Source organism: Salinarimonas rosea DSM 21201, assembly GCF_000429045.1.
Classification (GTDB): domain Bacteria; phylum Pseudomonadota; class Alphaproteobacteria; order Rhizobiales; family Beijerinckiaceae; genus Salinarimonas; species Salinarimonas rosea.
The window spans coordinates 23022-38897 of the sequence record NZ_AUBC01000032.1 but is presented as its reverse complement, the minus strand read 5'-3'; the positions used below and the strand labels follow the sequence as shown (position 1 = coordinate 38897).

Annotated in this window: 18 protein-coding genes and 1 tRNA gene; 11 read left to right on the top strand and 8 right to left on the bottom strand. The window is 73.1% G+C overall.

The window, feature by feature from the left end:
- The coding region (locus G407_RS31285) for an IS5/IS1182 family transposase (RefSeq protein ID WP_029032159.1) at positions 1 to 274 on the top strand (274 nt) is incomplete at its 5' end.
- Between the two features lie 36 nt (positions 275 to 310).
- Here the strand turns inward: G407_RS31285 and G407_RS0119415 are convergent.
- Positions 311 to 868 (bottom strand): flavodoxin domain-containing protein, encoded by a 558-nt coding sequence (locus G407_RS0119415; protein ID WP_029032158.1) that lies wholly within the window; start codon positions 866 to 868, stop codon positions 311 to 313.
- Positions 869 to 1006: 138 nt separating this feature from the next.
- Here G407_RS0119415 and G407_RS0119410 point away from each other — a divergent pair, with 138 nt between their 5' ends.
- On the top strand, positions 1007 to 1912 hold the full coding sequence (locus G407_RS0119410) for a MurR/RpiR family transcriptional regulator (RefSeq protein WP_029032157.1): 906 nt from the start codon (positions 1007 to 1009) through the stop codon (positions 1910 to 1912).
- A 123-nt stretch (positions 1913 to 2035) separates the two neighbouring features.
- A complete protein-coding gene (locus tag G407_RS0119405) occupies positions 2036 to 2260 on the top strand; it encodes a hypothetical protein (RefSeq protein ID WP_029032156.1) in 225 nt (74 codons plus the stop codon).
- A gap of 16 nt (positions 2261 to 2276) precedes the next feature.
- On the opposite strand, the gene G407_RS28815 is transcribed toward G407_RS0119405, so the two are convergent.
- The gene (locus G407_RS28815) at positions 2277 to 3572 is read right to left on the bottom strand and encodes a lipopolysaccharide biosynthesis protein (protein ID WP_052341613.1); all 1296 of its coding nucleotides are present in this window, start codon (positions 3570 to 3572) and stop codon (positions 2277 to 2279) included.
- A gap of 201 nt (positions 3573 to 3773) precedes the next feature.
- Here G407_RS28815 and G407_RS28810 point away from each other — a divergent pair, with 201 nt between their 5' ends.
- The 6 genes from G407_RS28810 to G407_RS0119370 all read left to right on the top strand — a co-directional run bounded on the left by G407_RS28810 (position 3774) and on the right by G407_RS0119370 (position 9588).
- Positions 3774 to 4400, top strand: coding sequence for an exopolysaccharide biosynthesis protein (locus tag G407_RS28810; protein ID WP_043540210.1), 627 nt, complete (start codon positions 3774 to 3776; stop codon positions 4398 to 4400).
- A gap of 124 nt (positions 4401 to 4524) precedes the next feature.
- A tRNA-Asn gene (locus G407_RS0119390) sits at positions 4525 to 4599 on the top strand.
- 183 nt (positions 4600 to 4782) lie between these two features.
- Positions 4783 to 6240 carry a cryptochrome/photolyase family protein gene (locus tag G407_RS0119385; RefSeq protein ID WP_156917647.1) on the top strand — a complete coding sequence of 486 codons (1458 nt, stop codon included), beginning with the start codon at positions 4783 to 4785 and terminating at the stop codon, positions 6238 to 6240.
- Complete coding sequence (locus tag G407_RS0119380) at positions 6237 to 7580, top strand: NAD(P)/FAD-dependent oxidoreductase (protein WP_245259132.1); 1344 nt, start codon at positions 6237 to 6239, stop codon at positions 7578 to 7580. The genes G407_RS0119385 and G407_RS0119380 overlap by 4 nt, the downstream gene beginning before the upstream one ends.
- Positions 7577 to 8326 (top strand): DUF1365 domain-containing protein, encoded by a 750-nt coding sequence (locus G407_RS28805; RefSeq protein ID WP_245259131.1) that lies wholly within the window; start codon positions 7577 to 7579, stop codon positions 8324 to 8326. The genes G407_RS0119380 and G407_RS28805 overlap by 4 nt, the downstream gene beginning before the upstream one ends.
- A 17-nt stretch (positions 8327 to 8343) precedes the next feature.
- Positions 8344 to 9588, top strand: coding sequence for an SAM-dependent methyltransferase (locus tag G407_RS0119370; protein WP_029032153.1), 1245 nt, complete (start codon positions 8344 to 8346; stop codon positions 9586 to 9588).
- Between the two features lie 124 nt (positions 9589 to 9712).
- Here G407_RS0119370 and G407_RS0119365 read toward each other — a convergent pair whose 3' ends face one another.
- Entirely contained in the window at positions 9713 to 10540 is an 828-nt protein-coding gene (locus G407_RS0119365) for an FkbM family methyltransferase (RefSeq protein ID WP_029032152.1), read from the bottom strand.
- Positions 10541 to 10707: 167 nt separating this feature from the next.
- On the opposite strand from G407_RS0119365, the gene map reads away from it, so the two are divergent.
- Positions 10708 to 11535 (top strand): type I methionyl aminopeptidase, encoded by an 828-nt coding sequence (map, locus tag G407_RS0119360; protein WP_052341608.1) that lies wholly within the window; start codon positions 10708 to 10710, stop codon positions 11533 to 11535.
- 62 nt (positions 11536 to 11597) lie between these two features.
- Entirely contained in the window at positions 11598 to 12317 is a 720-nt protein-coding gene (locus G407_RS28800) for a phosphatase PAP2 family protein (protein WP_052341606.1), read from the top strand.
- A gap of 11 nt (positions 12318 to 12328) precedes the next feature.
- On the opposite strand, the gene G407_RS28795 is transcribed toward G407_RS28800, so the two are convergent.
- The 5 genes from G407_RS28795 to G407_RS0119330 all read right to left on the bottom strand — a co-directional run bounded on the left by G407_RS28795 (position 12329) and on the right by G407_RS0119330 (position 15861).
- Positions 12329 to 13348, bottom strand: coding sequence for a hypothetical protein (locus G407_RS28795; RefSeq protein WP_052341604.1), 1020 nt, complete (start codon positions 13346 to 13348; stop codon positions 12329 to 12331).
- Positions 13345 to 14001 carry an alpha-ketoglutarate-dependent dioxygenase AlkB family protein gene (locus G407_RS0119345; RefSeq protein ID WP_029032150.1) on the bottom strand — a complete coding sequence of 219 codons (657 nt, stop codon included), beginning with the start codon at positions 13999 to 14001 and terminating at the stop codon, positions 13345 to 13347. Before G407_RS0119345 ends, G407_RS28795 begins: the two co-directional genes overlap by 4 nt.
- Entirely contained in the window at positions 13998 to 14618 is a 621-nt protein-coding gene (locus G407_RS0119340; RefSeq protein ID WP_029032149.1) for a 2,3-bisphosphoglycerate-dependent phosphoglycerate mutase, read from the bottom strand. Before G407_RS0119340 ends, G407_RS0119345 begins: the two co-directional genes overlap by 4 nt.
- Positions 14619 to 14664: 46 nt before the next feature.
- Positions 14665 to 15474 carry a 4-hydroxy-tetrahydrodipicolinate reductase gene (gene dapB / locus G407_RS0119335; RefSeq protein ID WP_029032148.1) on the bottom strand — a complete coding sequence of 270 codons (810 nt, stop codon included), beginning with the start codon at positions 15472 to 15474 and terminating at the stop codon, positions 14665 to 14667.
- Between the two features lie 84 nt (positions 15475 to 15558).
- Positions 15559 to 15861, bottom strand: coding sequence for a type II toxin-antitoxin system RelE/ParE family toxin (locus tag G407_RS0119330; RefSeq protein ID WP_029032147.1), 303 nt, complete (start codon positions 15859 to 15861; stop codon positions 15559 to 15561).
- Positions 15862 to 15876 lie beyond the last annotated feature (15 nt).

Genomic DNA, 15876 nt, shown 5'->3' with positions numbered 1-15876 from the left:
GAAAGCCCAGTGGCTTCTGGGGGACCGCGGCTATGACGCCGACTGGTTCCGCGAAGCCCTGCAAGATAAGGGGATCAGGCCCTGCATCCCGGGCCGGAAGGCACGAAAGAAGCCCATCAAATACGACAAGCGCCGCTACAAGCGCCGCAATCGTATCGAAATCATGTTCGGGCGTCTGAAGGATTGGCGGCGGGTCGCCACCAGATATGACCGCTGCCCCGAAGTCTTCCTCTCGGCCATCGCTCTCGCCGCAACAGTCATGTTTTGGTTATGAGTCCTGAGCCTAGGCGACGTTAAGGTTGAGGACCGGTTAAGGAGCCGCGGCGGGGCCGGGCTGCGCCGCCGCGACGGCCTCGTCGACGAAGGCGTCGAGCGCGTCCCAGTCGGTGTATTCCGCGTCCGCGTGCGGATCGACGCTCTCGCCCCGACGGTAGGCGATGAAGCGCATCGCCCAGCTCTTGAGGAAGTCGTAGCGCGTGAAGCGGAAGGCGCCCGCCGCGTGATGGAGCCGCTCCGCTCTCCAGCCGGTCTCCGAACGGAAGGTCTCGACGCAGCGCGCCAGGCCGGCCCAGTCGTCGGGATCGTCCCCCGCCGCCGACAGGGAGACGGAGACGAAGGCGCTCTCGCCGGCATTGAGCGCCGCTGCGTTGCGGCGGGCGAAGTCGACGAGCGCCGCCTGGTAGCGCCCCGCGTGCAGCGAGCCGGCGAGGATCGCGAGGTCGAAGGCGGCGGGGTCGGTCCGCGGTCCCGCCTGCGTCGCGTCGACGAGCGTCGGCGCGTGGCCGGCGCCCGCGAGCCGTGCCTGGATCCGCTCCGCGATCTTGCGCGTCTGGCCCTCCGTGGTGGCGTAGACGACGAGAACCCGCATGGCGTTGCCTCCCGCTCCTATCCGGAGATTGGTGTCCTATCCCGCGAGCGCCCATTGGGACGAACACGCAGCGCGCGTGCGTCGCAGGTCGGCGTTTCAGCACTTGAACCGAGTGTTTCAACGAGCTACGCCGAACGCATGCACGACACCCCGCTCGCCGAGCGCATCCTCGAGCGCTTCGATCGCCTGCCGCCGCAGCTCCGGGCGGCGGCCCGGTTCGTGCTGGAGAACCCTCGCGAGGTCGCGCTGCTGTCGACGCGCGAGCAGGCGCGGCGCGCGGGCGTCTCGCCGGCGGCGCTCACGCGGCTGGCGCAGCGGCTCGACCTCGACGGATACGACGCGCTGCGGCGTCTCCACGCCGAGGCGCTGCGCACCGAGCGCGGCGGCTTCTCCGGCCGGGCCGAGGCTCTCGTCGCCGGGCGCGAGAGCGCCGACGACGCGACCTTCCTCGGGAGCTTCGTCGCCGCCATGGGAGAGGACGTCGGCCAGCTCGGCGGTGCACGCGCGTCGGCCGCCCTGGTGCGCGCCGCGGACGCGATCGCCGGCGCGGGCTGCGTCTATTTCCTCGGCCTGCGCGCCAGCTTCGCCGTCGCCTATGCCGGCGCCTACGTGATGGGGATCGCCGGCGTGCGCGCCGAGCTCGTCGACGCGCCCGGCGGCACCGGCATCGACCGGCTGCGCGACCTCGGGCCGCAGGACGTCCTCCTCGCCGTCTCGGTGCGACCCTATGCCCGGGCCGTGCGCCAGGCGCTCGCCTTCGCGCGCGAGCGCGGCACGACGACGCTGGCGATCACGGACGATCCCGTCTCGCCCGTGGCGCGGCTCGCGGACGTCGTCGTGCCGGTGCGGATCGACACGCCCTCCTTCTTCCACGCGATGACGCCCGCCTTCGCGGCGATGGAGGGCCTCGCCGCCCTCGTCGCCCGGCGGCGCGGTGCCGACGCGCCCGCGGCGGCGCGCCGGGCGGAGGCGCATCTGGCAGCCTTCGGTGCCTACGAGCCCGCCGAGCAGGCGCGGGTTGCCGGCATTCCGAGATCCCGGTAACTCTTCGTTAACCGCCGCGCCGCTTCCTCGACGGAGCGGGCGCGTCGGCGTCGTCGTTCAAGCGCGGTTCAGGCGCGAACGGCCACGCTCGCCGGCATCGTAGTACGCGTCGGAGATCTCCACATGTCGACCCAGCCGCTCACGAGCGATCGCGCTTCCTCCGGACCCACGGGCCGGAGCCGCCTGGGCGCCCTCGCCCGGGGCCTCGGGCTGGCGCTCGCGCCGATGCTGCTGTTCCTGTCGATCCCCGTCGGGCTGTCGGGCGGCTTCGTGCTGGCCTGGGTGCTGCTCGTCGCGAGCCTCGTGCTGATCACCCTCGACGCCGCCCTGTTCGGCGCCCAGCGCTGACGATTCGCTCCCGCGCTCACCGCAGCGCGGCGCGCAGCACGATGGCGAGGGCCACGGCCTCGAAGACCATCGTCAGCGCGAGCGCGCTCGCCGCGCCCATGACGCCGTAGGCCGGGGCGAGGGTGAAGGAGAGCACCGTCGCGACCACCGCCGCGGCGACGTAGACGACCGCGCAGGCGCGCTCGGCGCCGATCATGTTCAGCACCCGCTCCGCCGGCCCGACCGCGGCGAGGACGACCGCGCCGGCCGCGACGATCGCCATCGCCGGCCAGGCGGCGACGAAGGCCGCGCCGAACAGGCCGAGGATGATCTCCCCGAGCCCCACCAGCACGACCGCGAAGGCGAGCGAGGGCAGGAAGGTCGCGAGGCAGGCGCGCAGCACGTAGCGCCGCAGCGCGATGCGATCGCCCCCGACATGGAGCGCACTCACCCGGTGCGCCACGGCGTTGGCGATGGCGTAGGCGACGAACTGGACGAGCGCGAGGCTCTTCACCGCGGCGAAGTAGATGCCGGTCTCCTCGGCCGGTCGCGTCAAGGCGAGAGCCAGCACGTCGACGCTGCTCGCGACGAGCCCGCCGATGTCGCCCACGACGATCGGCGAGATGATCGCGAACCAGGCCCGCGGGTGGTGGCGATGCGGGCCGGCGGGCATCGTCCGCGCGAGGCGCGGGGTCAGCACGAGCGTCTGCAGCGCGAGCGCCAGCGCCGCCGCGGCGAGCATGGCGAGCATGACACCACGCGCGTCGAGCCCCATCCCCAGCGCGGCGGCGCCGAGCACGAAGCCGAGCGCGAGCACGGGCCGCAGCACGAAGGTCGGGCCGAGCGCCAGGATCGGCCAGTCGAAGGACTTCGCCACCCCCTCCTGCGCCAGGAGCGCGGCGACGAAGGGCAGCATCACGAAGGCGAGCGCCAGGACCGGATCGTGCGCGACCGTCAGCGCCACGCCGACCGCGCCGACGGCTCCGCCGACGAAGATCGGCAGGATTCGCGCCGACTTGACGAAGCCGCGCAGCGAGGCGTCGTCGCCCTCCACGCGGTATTGCGCGACGAAGCGCTGGGCCGCCGTGTCGAGGCCGAGCACGGCCACCGCCACCACGATCCCGAGCACGGTCACGGCGCCGGCGACCTCGCCGTAGGCCTCCTCCCCGATCAGGCGGGCGAGCACGATCTGGGTGAGGAAGGCGAGCGCGGCGGCGCCGACGCGGATGGCGAACGCCCACAATGCGAAGGCGCCGCCGGCCGCGCCGATGCGCCGCCCCGCGCCGCGCGCGTTCGCCGAGAATCGTCCGATGATGCCGACCGTGCCCGTCATGGGAACGGTCTGTAGGGCATCGGTCTTCAGATCGGGTTACCGGGTTGCGCAGCCGGTACGACGCGTGGCGGCGATGGGGTGTGCGGGCCATGGACAGGGCCGCCGCATGGGGCTAGGAGCGCGTGGACGCGGCTCCCGCGTCCCCCGACAGGTCGGCCCCACGCGCGCCCCACGGCGCGACCGGGCGAACGAGCGCGAAGCATGACCGACGAGACCGGCGCCCCCCAATCTTCCGCGCACCACGAGCCCGCGTCCGCGGTCCTCGCCCGCGTCGGCGAGGAGGCGCCCGGCGAGCGCATCCCGCTCGGCACGCTCGTCGACGCCCTGGGCGAGCGCACCTTCGGCCTCGTCATGCTGGTGCTGGCCCTGCCCTGCGCGATCCCCTTCCTCTACGGCGTGCCGCAGATCGTCTCCGTGCCGATGGTGTTCGTCGCGGCCCAGCTCGTGATCGGCCGCCGGGCGCTGTGGCTGCCGCAGGGCCTGCGCGCGCGCGCCTTCTCGAAGGCGGACTATTCCGGGATGATCGCCCGCGCCCGCCCCTGGCTCGTGCGCTTCGAGCACCTCGCCCGCCCGCGCCTGACCTTTCTGGTGAGCGGCCCCTCGGAGCGCCTCGTCGGCCTCGCCATGCTCGTCGCCTCGCTCTCGATCGCCGTGCCGTTGCCGCTGACGAACACCGTGCCGGGCATCGGCGTCGCCATCATCGCCGTGGGGCTGATCGAGCGCGATGGGCTCCTGGTCCTCGCCGGCGCGCTGCTCGCGCTGATCTGGATCGGCTTCCTCGTCTTCGCCGGCGCCACCGTGATCGACGTGCTGCTCGGGCTGATCTGACCCGCGCCGCGCCGGCCCCGCGGCCGATCTTTCGTCGGCTGCCGGGATTTCGGGGCTTGCGTCCATCCGGTGACGCCGATATATGCCCTCTCACCGACGGGCGATCTCGCCCGTGCCATGGTATTCCGGCGTGGCGCAGCGGTAGCGCAGCGGACTGTTAATCCGTTGGTCGTAGGTTCGAATCCTACCGCCGGAGCCAAATTCCCCTTCAGAACGAAGAAGTTGGCCTCGGGCCGCGCAACGGCTCGCGCGATCGCGTCCGCTCGCCCGCCCCGCTTCCGACCCCACCCCTCTGCGGCCGGAAGTCGCGTAGCAGGGGCGGTTCAATCGCCCGCCGAAGCTTCGTATCAAGGGCGCGACGGTGATCGTCGAGGAGGATCGTTTGGCCGGCCCCGCGCTCGTGTGGTTTCGCGAGGATTTCCGCGTCGCGGACAATCCCGCCCTGGCGCATGCCGTGGAGACCGGCGCGCCGGTCCTGTGCGTCTACCTCCACGACGAGGAGAGCCCCGAGGTCCGCCCCCTCGGCGGGGCGGCGCGCTGGTTCCTGCACGGGTCGCTGGACGCCCTCGCGCGGGCGCTCGCCGAGCGCGGGAGCGAGCTGCTGATCCTGCGCGGTGCGGCCCGCGAGGCGATCCCGCGGATCGCGCGCGAGACCGGCGCCGCCCACGTCGTCTCGAACCGGCGCTACGGCGCCGAGCGGGAGATCGACGCCGACATCGAGGCGACGCTGAAGGACGCCGGCGTCGCGGCGAAGAGCTGCAAGGCGCGCGTCCTCTACGAGCCCGGCGAGGTGACGACGAAGACCGGCGGCCTCTACCGGGTCTTCACGCCCTATCGCAACGCCACGCTCGCCTTCGACCCGCCCCCGCCGCCGCTGCCCGCACCGTCGCGGATCGAGACCGGCTCCTGGCCGGCCGCGATCCGCGCCCGGGCGGTGCGCCTCCCCGATCTCGCGCTCGAGCCGACGGCGCCGGACTGGGCGGGCGGCCTGCGCGAGACCTGGACCCGCGGCGAGGCCGGCGCGCAGGCGCGGCTCGCCGCCTTCCTCGACGGGACGCTGTCGGGCTACGCCGGCTCGCGCAACCGCCCGGACCTCGAGACCACCTCCATGCTTTCCGCGCACCTGCGCTTCGGCGAGATCTCGCCGCGCCAGGTCGTGCACGCCGCGCTGCACGCGCGCGACGCCGGGCGCATCCCGCCCGAGGACTACGACATGCTGCGCTCCGAGCTCGGCTGGCGGGACTTCTCCCACCAGCTCCTGTTCGCGCAGCCCGATATCGCCCGCACCAACATGGTGCGCGGCTTCGACGCCTTCCCCTGGCGCACGGACGAGGCCGCGCTCGAGGCCTGGCGGCGGGGGCGCACCGGCTACCCGCTCGTCGACGCGGGCATGCGCCAGCTCTGGCGGACCGGCTTCATGCACAACCGCGTTCGGATGGTCGTCGGCTCCTTCCTCGTCAAGCACCTCCTCGTCGACTGGCGGTTCGGCGAGGACTGGTTCTGGGACACCCTGTGCGACGCTGATCCGGCGAACAACGCCGCCTCCTGGCAATGGGTGGCGGGCTCGGGCGCGGACGCCTCGCCCTACTACCGGATCTTCAACCCGGTGGCGCAGGGCGAGAAGTTCGACCCCGCCGGCGACTACGTCCGGCGCTTCGTGCCCGAGCTCTCCCGGCTTCCGGCGCACGTGATCCACCGGCCCTGGGAGGCGCCGCGGAACGTGCTAGAGAAGGCCGGCGTCGCGTTGGGCGAGACCTATCCGCTCCCGATCGTGGCGCACGAGGAGGGCCGGCGCCGCGCGCTCGACGCGCTGGCGCAGATGAAGAAGACGGCGGCGTGACGCGAATTCCTGGTGACGGCAACGGAGCGGGCGGCAAGCGCATCGCGGTGGTGGGAGCGGGCATCGCCGGCAACGGCGCCGCCTGGGCGCTCTCCGTCGCCTCGGCGCACGAGGTCACGGTCTACGACGGCGAGTCGCGCCCCGGGGGGCACGCGGAGACCGTCGACATCGACTACGACGGCGCGCGGATCGCGGTCGACACCGGGTTCATCATCTACAACGAGCCGAACTACCCCAACCTCACCCGCCTGCTGGAGCGGCTGGGCGTCGAGACGCAGGTCGCGGACATGAGCTTCTCCGTCTCGCGCTACGACGACGCGCGCGGAATCGCGCTGGCCTGGACGTCGCGGGCCTCCGCCGTGCTCGGCGGCATCCTGCCGCTCGGCGCGGCGATCCCCTCCCCGGTCCATCTGCGGGTCGCCCGCGACATCGTGCGCTTCAACCGGCGCGGGGCCGCGGACCTGGAGGCGGGGCGGCTCGAGGGCCTGACGCTGGGGGACTACCTCGCCCGCGAGCGCTACTCCCAGCGCTTCCGCGAGGACTACGTCGTCGCCATGGGCTCGGCGATCTGGTCGATGCCGCCGGGCGACATCCTCGCCTTTCCGGCGGCGACCTTCCTCGCCTTCTTCGCCAATCACCGTCTCCTGCGCATGGACCGGCCGACCTGGCGCACGGTGACGGGCGGCAGCCGCACCTACGTGCGCCGCCTCGTCGCCCCCTTCGCCGACAGGATGCGGCTCGGAGCGCCCGTGACCCGCGTCTCGCGCGAGACGAACGGCGTGCGGGTCGCGACCGCCGACGGCGGCTCGACGCTCTACGACGACGTCGTCCTCGCCTGCCACGGCGACCAGGCGCTCGCGCTCCTCGCCGACCCCACGCCGTCCGAGCGCGCGATGCTCGGCGCGATCCGCTACCGCGACAACGCCGTGTGGCTCCACCGCGACGAGAGCCTGATGCCGCCCGGCCGCGCCGCCTGGGCGGCCTGGAACGTGATCAAGCGCGACGGCGACGAGGTCTGCGTCACCTACTGGATGAACGCGCTCCAGGGGATCGACCCGACGCGCCCGCTCTTCGTCTCGCTCAACCCGCCGCGGCCGCCGCGGGCGGGGACGGTGTTCGCGCGCACGGACTACGCGCACCCCCAGTTCGACCAGGCGGCCATCGCCGCGCAGGCGGCCCTGGCGGCGCTGCAGGGGCGCGACCGCGTCTGGTTCTGCGGGGCGTGGACGAAGTACGGCTTCCACGAGGACGGGCTGCATTCGGGCCTCGCCGTCGCCGAGGCGCTCGGCGCCGCGGCGCCGTGGCGCGTGACGCCGCGCGCCTTCGGGACCGCGGCGTGAGCGCGGGCGGCGATATCGCGGGCCCGCCCGCCTGCCTCTATGTCGGCGACGTCATGCACGCGCGCCTGCGGCCCCGGACGCATCGCTTCCGCTACCGCGTGCTGGCGCTGTGGATCGACCTCGACCGGCTCGACGAGGCCGGGGGGCTGTCGCCGCTCTTCTCGGTCGCGCGTGCGAACCTCGTCGCGTTCCAGCCGCGGGACCACGGCGCCCGGGGCGCGCGCCCGCTGGCGGAATGGGCGCGGGCCACCTTCGCGGCTCACGGCATCGCCGCGGAGCGGGTGCGGCTCCTCGCCTACCCGCGCATCCTCGGCTTCGCCTTCAATCCGATCGCGCTGCACTACGGCTTCTCGGCCGCGGGGATCCACGTCGGGACGATCGCGGAGGTGCGCAACACCTTCGGCGAGCGCCACGTCTATGTTCTGCCCGCCGGCTCCGGCCGGCCGAAGGCCGAGAAGGCGCTGCACGTCTCGCCGTTCCTGGCCATGGATCACGTCTACCGTTTCGGGCTCGAGCCGCCGGGCGAGACGGCGCGGGTGTCGATCGTCGAGCACGACGCGAGCGGGCCGGTCCTCACCGCCGTCTTCGCGGGGCGCCGTCGGGCGCTGACGACGGCGGGCCTCGCCGCCGCCCTCGTGCGCACGCCGCTGATGACGGCGAAGGTCGTCGCCGCGATCCACTGGGAGGCGCTGCGGCTGTGGGCGAAGGGCGTGCCCGTCGTCCCGCATCCGCGCCGCGCGCGCTGATCCGGGGAGCCCGGCGCATGCCTTCCGTCCCGACCACGTCCCCCGCCCCGCTCACCGCCGGGACCTTCGCGCAGGCGACGCGGGGGCTGCCGTTCCTGCTGCGCCGGCTGCTCGCGATCGCGCTGCGGATGGAGGTCGGTCGCCTGACGATCGTCGCGCCCGACGGGCGCACGCTCGCCTTCGGCGGCGCCCGTCCCGGGCCGGAGGCGGCGATGACGATCCGCGACGCGCGCCTCGCCCGGCGCGTCCTCCTCGCCGGCGAGATCGGCTTCGCGCAGGCCTTCTGCGACGGCCTGTTCGACACGCCCGACCTCGGCGCGCTGCTGATGCTGCTGGCCGCGAACCGCCCGGAGCGCGGGCGCATCGTCGAGGAGCCGGCGCCGCTGCGGCTCCTCCGGCGCCTGCGCGAGGCGACGCGGCGCAACACCCGCGCAGGCGCGCGGCGCAACATCGCCGAGCACTACGACCTCGGCGAGGCGTTCTACGCCGCCTGGCTCGACGCGAGCATGACCTACTCGAGCGGCGTCTTCGCCGGCGGCGCCGGGACGCTGGAGGAGGCGCAGGCGCAGAAGCATCGGCTGCTCGCCCGCGCGACGGGCATCGGCCCCGGCGACCGGGTGCTCGAGATCGGCTGCGGCTTCGGCTCCTTCGCGCTGTGGGCGGCGGGGGAGATCGGCTGCCGGGTGACGGCGCTGACGATCTCGCGCGCGCAGCACGACCGGGCCGCCCGCGCCGTCGCGGAGGCGGGGCTCGCCGAGCGCATCGACCTGCGCTTCGAGGACTACCGCGACGTGACGGGGACCTACGACCGGATCGTCTCGATCGAGATGTTCGAGGCGGTGGGCGAGGCCTACTGGGACGCGTTCTACGAGGCGATGAAGGCGCGCCTTCGCCCCGGCGGGCGCGCCGGGCTGCAGCTGATCACGATCCGCGACGACCGCTACGATGCCTACCGAACCCGGGTGGACTTCATCCGCCGCCACGTCTTCCCCGGCGGCATGCTGCCCTCGGACGCCATCGTCGCCCGGCTCTCCGAGCGGCACGGCCTGCCGATCGTCTCGGACACCTCCCACGCCGCGGACTACGCCCGCACGCTGCGGGACTGGCGCACCCGCTTCGACGCCGCCCGGCCGCGGATGGAGGCGCTCGGCTTCGACGCCCGCTTCCGGCGGCTGTGGACCTACTACCTCGCCTATTGCGAGGTCGGCTTCGCGACCCGCAACACCGACGTCCGGCAGGTCGTGCTCGAGAAGCCAACCTGAGCCCGTCGCCGCCCCCTCCGGGCGCTCGACGAGCGCGAGCGAGGCGATTGGGGCGAAACGCATCCCGCGCCGCCCCGGCATTCGGCGCACAGCCGGCGTCGACGTGGTCCCGCGGGCGATGGCGTCAGCCGCGCTCGAAAACGAAGTTCAGCTTCGTCTTCGCCACGATGCGGTAGCCCGCGTCCTGGACGATGCGGGCGAGATCGACCTGCCAGCGGCCGGAGCCGTCCTCGACGATCATGAGGCTCGGCCACAGCTCGGGGGGCGCCTCGCGCAGGAACGGCTCGAGGATGACGTCCTCGGCGCCCTCGACGTCGAGCTTGATCGCGTCGACGCGCTCGAAGCCCTCGCGCCGCACGAGGTCGAGCAGCGTCGTCGCCGGCACGCGGATCGCGCTCGCGCCGCCGGAGCCGACGATCTTCATCGAGGTCTCGCCCGAGTTCGACGGCTCGAGGAAGAGGGTGAGCTCGCCCGCCTTGTCGGCCACGGCGCAGTCGATCGCCTTGACCGTCGCGAAGGGGTTGAGCCGGACATTGTAGACGAGGCGGTCGAACACGTCGGGCTGGGGCTCGACGCACAGGATGCGCGCGTCCCGCCCGGCGCGGGCGGCGACGAAGAGGGCGTAGGCGCCGATGTTCGCGCCGATGTCGATGAAGCTGAAGCCCGGCCGGATGCGCTCTGCCAGGATCTTCCGCTCCAGCCCGTCGAAGTATTGCGGCGTGAACAGGATCCGCTTCTCGCAGACATTGTTGTAGGGGTAGAGCCGGAACTTCGCCCCCAGCGTCTCGATGTCGACCGGGCGCCCGGCCAGGCGCTTGACGGCGAGGCGGCGCAGGAGGAAGGAGACGCGCTTGGACAGCCAGCCGTCGCCGGCCGCGCGGGTCCGCTCGATCAGCCAGCGCACCAGGCCGTCGGGGGAATGGGCGCCGTAGGGCGCGGGCTCGTTCGTCACGGATCTCGACCTCGTCTGCCGCCGGGCGGATGACGCGAGCGCGGGCGGCGCACCGGAGGCGCGCCTTCCTGCCATCCCCGGCGCGGCGGGGCAAGCGTGACGGCACGTCGCCCTTTGCGCGGGGCGGCTCGGGCGCTTATGGTCTCCCACGACAGGAACAGGACGCGATGACGCTCGAAGACACCGACCAGATCGAACGCCGCGCCAGCGGCAAGTCGCCGACGATCCATGGGCCGGAGGCCTTCGAGGCGATGCGCCGCGCCGGGCAGCTCACGGCGAAGGCGCTCGATCTGATGGTCGAGCACGTCGCGCCCGGCGTCACCACCGAGGCGCTCGACAAGCTCGCCTTCGAGTTCGCCATGGACCACGGCGCCTATCCGGCGCCCTTGTTCTACCGCGGCTACCCGAAGGCGATCTGCACCTCGATCAACCACGTCGTCTGCCACGGCATCCCCAACGACAAGCCGCTGCGCGAAGGCGACATCGTCAACATCGACATCACCCTCATCGTCGACGGCTGGCACGGCGATTCGAGCCGGATGTTCTACGTCGGCGCCGTGCCCCGCAAGGCCGAGCGGCTGTGCGAGATCACGTACGAGGCGCTGATGCGCGGCATCGCCGCGGTCAAGCCCGGCGCCACGACGAACGCCATCGGCGCGGCGATCCAGGCCTATGCCGAGGGCGAGCGCTGCTCGGTGGTGCGCGACTTCTGCGGCCACGGGCTCGGCCGCGTCTTCCACGACGCACCGACGATCCTGCACTTCGTCGAGCCCGCCTACGACGTGCCGCTCGAGCCCGGCATGCTGTTCACCATCGAGCCGATGATCAACCTCGGCCGCCCGCACGTGAAGGTGCTCGGCGACGGCTGGACCGCGGTGACGCGCGACCGCTCGCTTTCGGCCCAGTTCGAGCACACGGTGGGCGTCACCGAGACGGGTTGCGAGATCTTCACCCTCTCGCCCAACGGCTGGGACAAGCCGCCCTACCGCGGCTGATCGCCGTGGGCAGGCGTTCGGGAGGACGGATCGATCCGGCGCGCTCACGCGTTGCGACAGCCATGAAGCACGGCCGCCTCCTCCTCGCCACCGCCCTCGAGAACCGCGCGACGCTCCTCGTCCTCGCCCTCTTCGCGGGCGGCCTCTGGGCCTTCATCGAGCTCGCCGACGAGGTGCTGGAGGGCGAGACGCACGCGATCGACGAGGCGATCCTCGTCGCCCTGCGCGTCCCCGGCGACCTCTCGGACCCGATCGGCCCCGGCTGGCTCGAGGAGATGATGCGCGACTTCACGGCGCTCGGCGGCACCGGCGTGCTGACGCTCCTCACCGCGATCGTGGTCGTGTTCCTGCTCGTGGCGCGGCTGCCGCGCGCCGCGCTCGCGGTGGCGCTCGCGATCGGCGGCGGCATCCTGCTCTCGACGCTCCTGAAGTCCGGCTTCGACCGGCCGCGGCCCGACCTCGTGCCCCACGGCAGCATCGTCTACACGGCGAGCTTCCCGTCCGGGCACTCGATGATGTCGGCGACAGTCTACCTGACGCTCTCGGCCCTCGTCTCGCGCGTGCTGACGCGGCGGCGGCTGCGGGTCTACCTCGTCACGATGGCCGTGCTCCTGACGCTGCTCGTCGGGGCGAGCCGCGTCTATCTCGGCGTGCACTGGCCGACCGACGTCCTCGCCGGCTGGACGGTCGGCGCGCTCTGGGCGCTCGGCGCGTCGATCGTCATGCTGCGGCTTCAGCTGACCCGCACCGTCGAGCGGCCCGACGCGACTCGGATCGAGTAGCGGCTGCGCCGTCAGCGCGGCACGAGCGAATCGGCGAGCGCGCGGAAGCGCGGGGTCCAGGTCTCGCGCTCGGCGTCCTTCGCCACGCCCAGCACGCGGATGAAGCCCGAATCGGTGAAGCGCAGGGTCTGCTGCACGACGACCGGCACGCCCGACGGTTCGGTCGCCGTCGCCTGGATCTCGTGCCAGTCGGCATTGCCCTGGCGGAAGCCCTGGGAGCGCTCGATCCGCACGTCGGTGAGGCCGGCGAGGCCCTGGAGGGCGCGGCGGGCGAAGTCGTCGCGGCGATCCTCCGGCGGGGAGATCTCCTGCGAGGCGGCGACGATGACGACCGGCTGGTCCGCGGCCTGGACGACGTTGTCCTCGCCCTGCGTGAGGAGCACGGAATTGCCGCCCGTGACGCGCACGGCGCGAAAGCCGGCGCGATCGCCGATGGCGAAGGGCAGTGCCGCGATCTGCTCCTCGAGCCCGGGCGGCGCGCGCAGCGCGATCGTCTCGAGCGCCGCCTCGATCGCCTGGCGCGTGTAGGCCGGCTGGAGCGGGACGCGCTGGGCGATCACCAGCGCGACCTGCTCGGGCGTGCGCGCGGCGACCACCCACTTGTCGACCGTGAGGCTCTGCTGGAGCCGCTGCTCGCCCGAGACCATGAACGCCTCCGACGCGCCCTCCACTGCGATCTCCTCGCGGACCGGCTCGGAATAGCCCTGCGCCGGCAGGTTCTCGGGGGAATAGCGTTGCGAGATCGCATCCCACTCCTCCGCGGGCGCGGTGATCAGCGCGATGAAGGTGCCGTCCTGCGGATTCTCGAAACCGAGGAAGCGGCTCGAGGGCCGCATGCCGGGCAGCGGCGCGACGCCGATCGATGCGCCAGGCAGGAAGGTCACCTGGTCGACGGGGCGGGTCTCCGCCGGCGGCGCGGCGGGGGCGCTGGCCGGCGCCTCGCCCTGCTGTGACAGGGCCGGTGCGCTCGCGAGCGTCAGCAGCGCGAGCGCGGCGCAGGACGGGCGAAGGCGGCGGGTGCGTGCTGTCATCGGGATCCTCCGATCGGAGCGTCGGGGCGGGCGGGCGGGGTCACGCGGCGCAGGGTGAGATTGATGCGCCCGGGCGCGTCGAGCAGCGTCGCGGTGCCGGGCAGGATGCGGTCGACGCCGTGGAAGGCGAGCCGCGAGGCGCCGCCGATCACGACGGCGTCGCCGGAGGCGAGGCGGATCGAGCGCGTGGGCGCCTTGCGCACGGTGCCGCCGAAGCGGAACACGGCCGTGTCGCCGAGCGAGAGCGAGACCACGGGCGCGTCGAGGTCCGCCTCGTCGCGGTCCTGGTGCAGGCCCATCCGCGCGGTCGGCTCGTACCAGTTGACGAGGCAGGCCTGCGGCGGATGCGGATGGCCCGCGAGCGCCTCCCAGGCCTCGCGGACGATGTCCGGCATAGCCGGCCAAGACGCCCCCGTGACGGGATGGGTCGGCTGGTAGCGGTAGCCGGACTCGTCCGAGACCCAGCCGAGGTCGCCGCAATTCGTCATGCGCACGGAGAAGGGCTTGCCCGTGCGCGGCATGCGCGGCGTGAACAGCGGCGCGGCACGCACCACGGCGCGCACGGCGTCGCGCAGGCGCACCTGCGCGTCCCGGTCGAGGTAGCCGGGGACGTGGAGGAGCCCCGGCGCCAGCGCGAGCCGCGGCGCGCTCACGTGTCGATCGTCTCCTTGGAGACGACGCGCGTGTCCTCGCCGAGCCGGTAGACGAACGGGATGCCGGTGGGCAGCTCGAGCTTGGAGACCTCCTCGGTCGTCATCCCGTCGAGCACCATCATCAGCGCGCGCAGGGAGTTGCCGTGGGCGGCGACGAGCACCTTCTCGCCCCGCATGACGCGGGGCAGGATCTCGCGGATGTAGTAGGGCAGCACGCGCGCGACCGTGTCCTTGAGGCTCTCGCCGCCGGGCGGCTGGACGTCGTAGGAGCGCCGCCAAACGAAGACCTGCTCCTCGCCCCACTTCGCGCGGGCGTCGTCCTTGTTCAGTCCCGCGAGGTCGCCGTAGTCGCGCTCGTTGATGGCCGCGTCGGCGATCGTCTCGAGGCCCGACTGGCCGAGCTCGTCGAGCATGATCGCGCAGGTGCGCTGCGCGCGCGTCAGCGCCGAGGTGAAGGCGACGTCGAACGTGTAGCCGCGCTCCCTCAGCCGCCGGCCGCCGAGCCTCGCCTCCTCGACGCCGAGCTCGGTGAGGTCGGGGTCCTTCCAGCCGGTGAAGAGGTTCTTCTTGTTCCAGTCGCTCTGCCCGTGGCGGGCCAGGACGAGGAGACGCTCCATGGGGGACTTGTCCTTCTCGGTTGGGGAAGTCTCGGTTCTGGACGGGTCAATCGAGGCCGAGCACGTCGGCCATGGAATGGAACCCGGGCGCGCGCCCTCGCGCCCACAGCGCGGCCTGGAGCGCGCCACGGGCGAACAGGCCGCGATCCTCGGCGATGTGGCGCAGCTCGATGCGCTCGCCCGGCCCGGCGAGGATCACCGAATGCTCGCCGACGACGCTGCCGCCGCGCAGGGTCGCGAAGCCGATGTCGCCCTCGCGCCGCGGGCCGACGTGCCCGTCGCGGCTGCGCACCGCCTTCTCCTCGAGCGGGACGCCGCGGCCTTCCGCGGCGGCGGCGCCCAGCAGCAGCGCCGTACCGGACGGGGCGTCCACCTTGTGGCGATGGTGCATCTCGACGATCTCGACGTCGAATTCCGGTCCGAGCGCGCGGGCGGCGCGCCGCACCAGGCTCGCGAGTAGGTTCACCCCCAGCGACATGTTGCCGGACTGCACGACGCAGCAGCGTTGCGCGGCATCGCGCAGGACGGCGAGATCCTGCGCGGAGAGCCCCGTCGTGCCGACGACGTGGGCGATGCCGCGCGCGGCGCACAGGCCCGCGAGCGCGGTCGTGGCGGCGGGCGCCGTGAAGTCGATCACGGCCTCGGCGCCGTCCAGCGCGCGCTCCGGCTCGTCGCCGACGGCGACGCCGAGCGCCGGCAGGCCGGCGAGCACGCCCGCATCGGCGCCGACCCCCTCCGCTCCCGGACGCTCGAACGCGCCCGAGAGGACGCAGCCCGGCGTCTGCGCGATCGCCCGCACCAGCGTCCGTCCCATTCGCCCGGACGCGCCGACCACCGCGAGCCGCATGTCGCTCATCCCGCTCTCCTTCCGCCTGCACCGGGGGTATAGGACGGCGGGGCGCGGGAGGAAAGTGGCGGAGACCTGGGCGCTGCCGAGGTATCACAGGTCGGTGCGGTTCTGGCCCGGCGCGAAGACACGCAGGATGAGCACGTCCACATTCTCGATCGGCGTGCCCGGCAGGTCCGGCTCGGCTTCGTAGATGATCGCGTGTCCCCGCACGTAGCGCACCCGCATGCCCTGATGGCTCCTGCTCGGAGCCCACCGGAACGGTGCGAGAGCGACGTCGTCGACGGCGTCGAGTATCTGGAAGAGCACCTCGGCCGCCGCCCGCCCTGCACCCGGCTGCGTCAGCCATTCGCGAATTGAATCGAGATCGCGCGCCGCCGCGGGCGCGAGCGACAATCGTGCCGGCATCGG

Bases quoted from the DNA above. Each gene is read 5' to 3' on its own strand.
- map (WP_052341608.1), top strand. From the start codon at position 10,708: ATGACGCTCGAAGACACCGACCAGATCGAACGCCGCGCCAGCGGCAAG.
- G407_RS28800 (WP_052341606.1), top strand. From the start codon at position 11,598: ATGAAGCACGGCCGCCTCCTCCTCGCCACCGCCCTCGAGAACCGCGCG.
- G407_RS0119415 (WP_029032158.1), bottom strand. From the start codon at position 868: ATGCGGGTTCTCGTCGTCTACGCCACCACGGAGGGCCAGACGCGCAAG.
- G407_RS0119410 (WP_029032157.1), top strand. From the start codon at position 1,007: ATGCACGACACCCCGCTCGCCGAGCGCATCCTCGAGCGCTTCGATCGC.
- G407_RS28815 (WP_052341613.1), bottom strand. From the start codon at position 3,572: ATGACGGGCACGGTCGGCATCATCGGACGATTCTCGGCGAACGCGCGC.
- G407_RS0119370 (WP_029032153.1), top strand. From the start codon at position 8,344: ATGCCTTCCGTCCCGACCACGTCCCCCGCCCCGCTCACCGCCGGGACC.
- G407_RS28810 (WP_043540210.1), top strand. From the start codon at position 3,774: ATGACCGACGAGACCGGCGCCCCCCAATCTTCCGCGCACCACGAGCCC.
- G407_RS28795 (WP_052341604.1), bottom strand. From the start codon at position 13,348: ATGACAGCACGCACCCGCCGCCTTCGCCCGTCCTGCGCCGCGCTCGCG.
- dapB (WP_029032148.1), bottom strand. From the start codon at position 15,474: ATGAGCGACATGCGGCTCGCGGTGGTCGGCGCGTCCGGGCGAATGGGA.
- G407_RS0119405 (WP_029032156.1), top strand. From the start codon at position 2,036: ATGTCGACCCAGCCGCTCACGAGCGATCGCGCTTCCTCCGGACCCACG.
- G407_RS0119340 (WP_029032149.1), bottom strand. From the start codon at position 14,618: ATGGAGCGTCTCCTCGTCCTGGCCCGCCACGGGCAGAGCGACTGGAAC.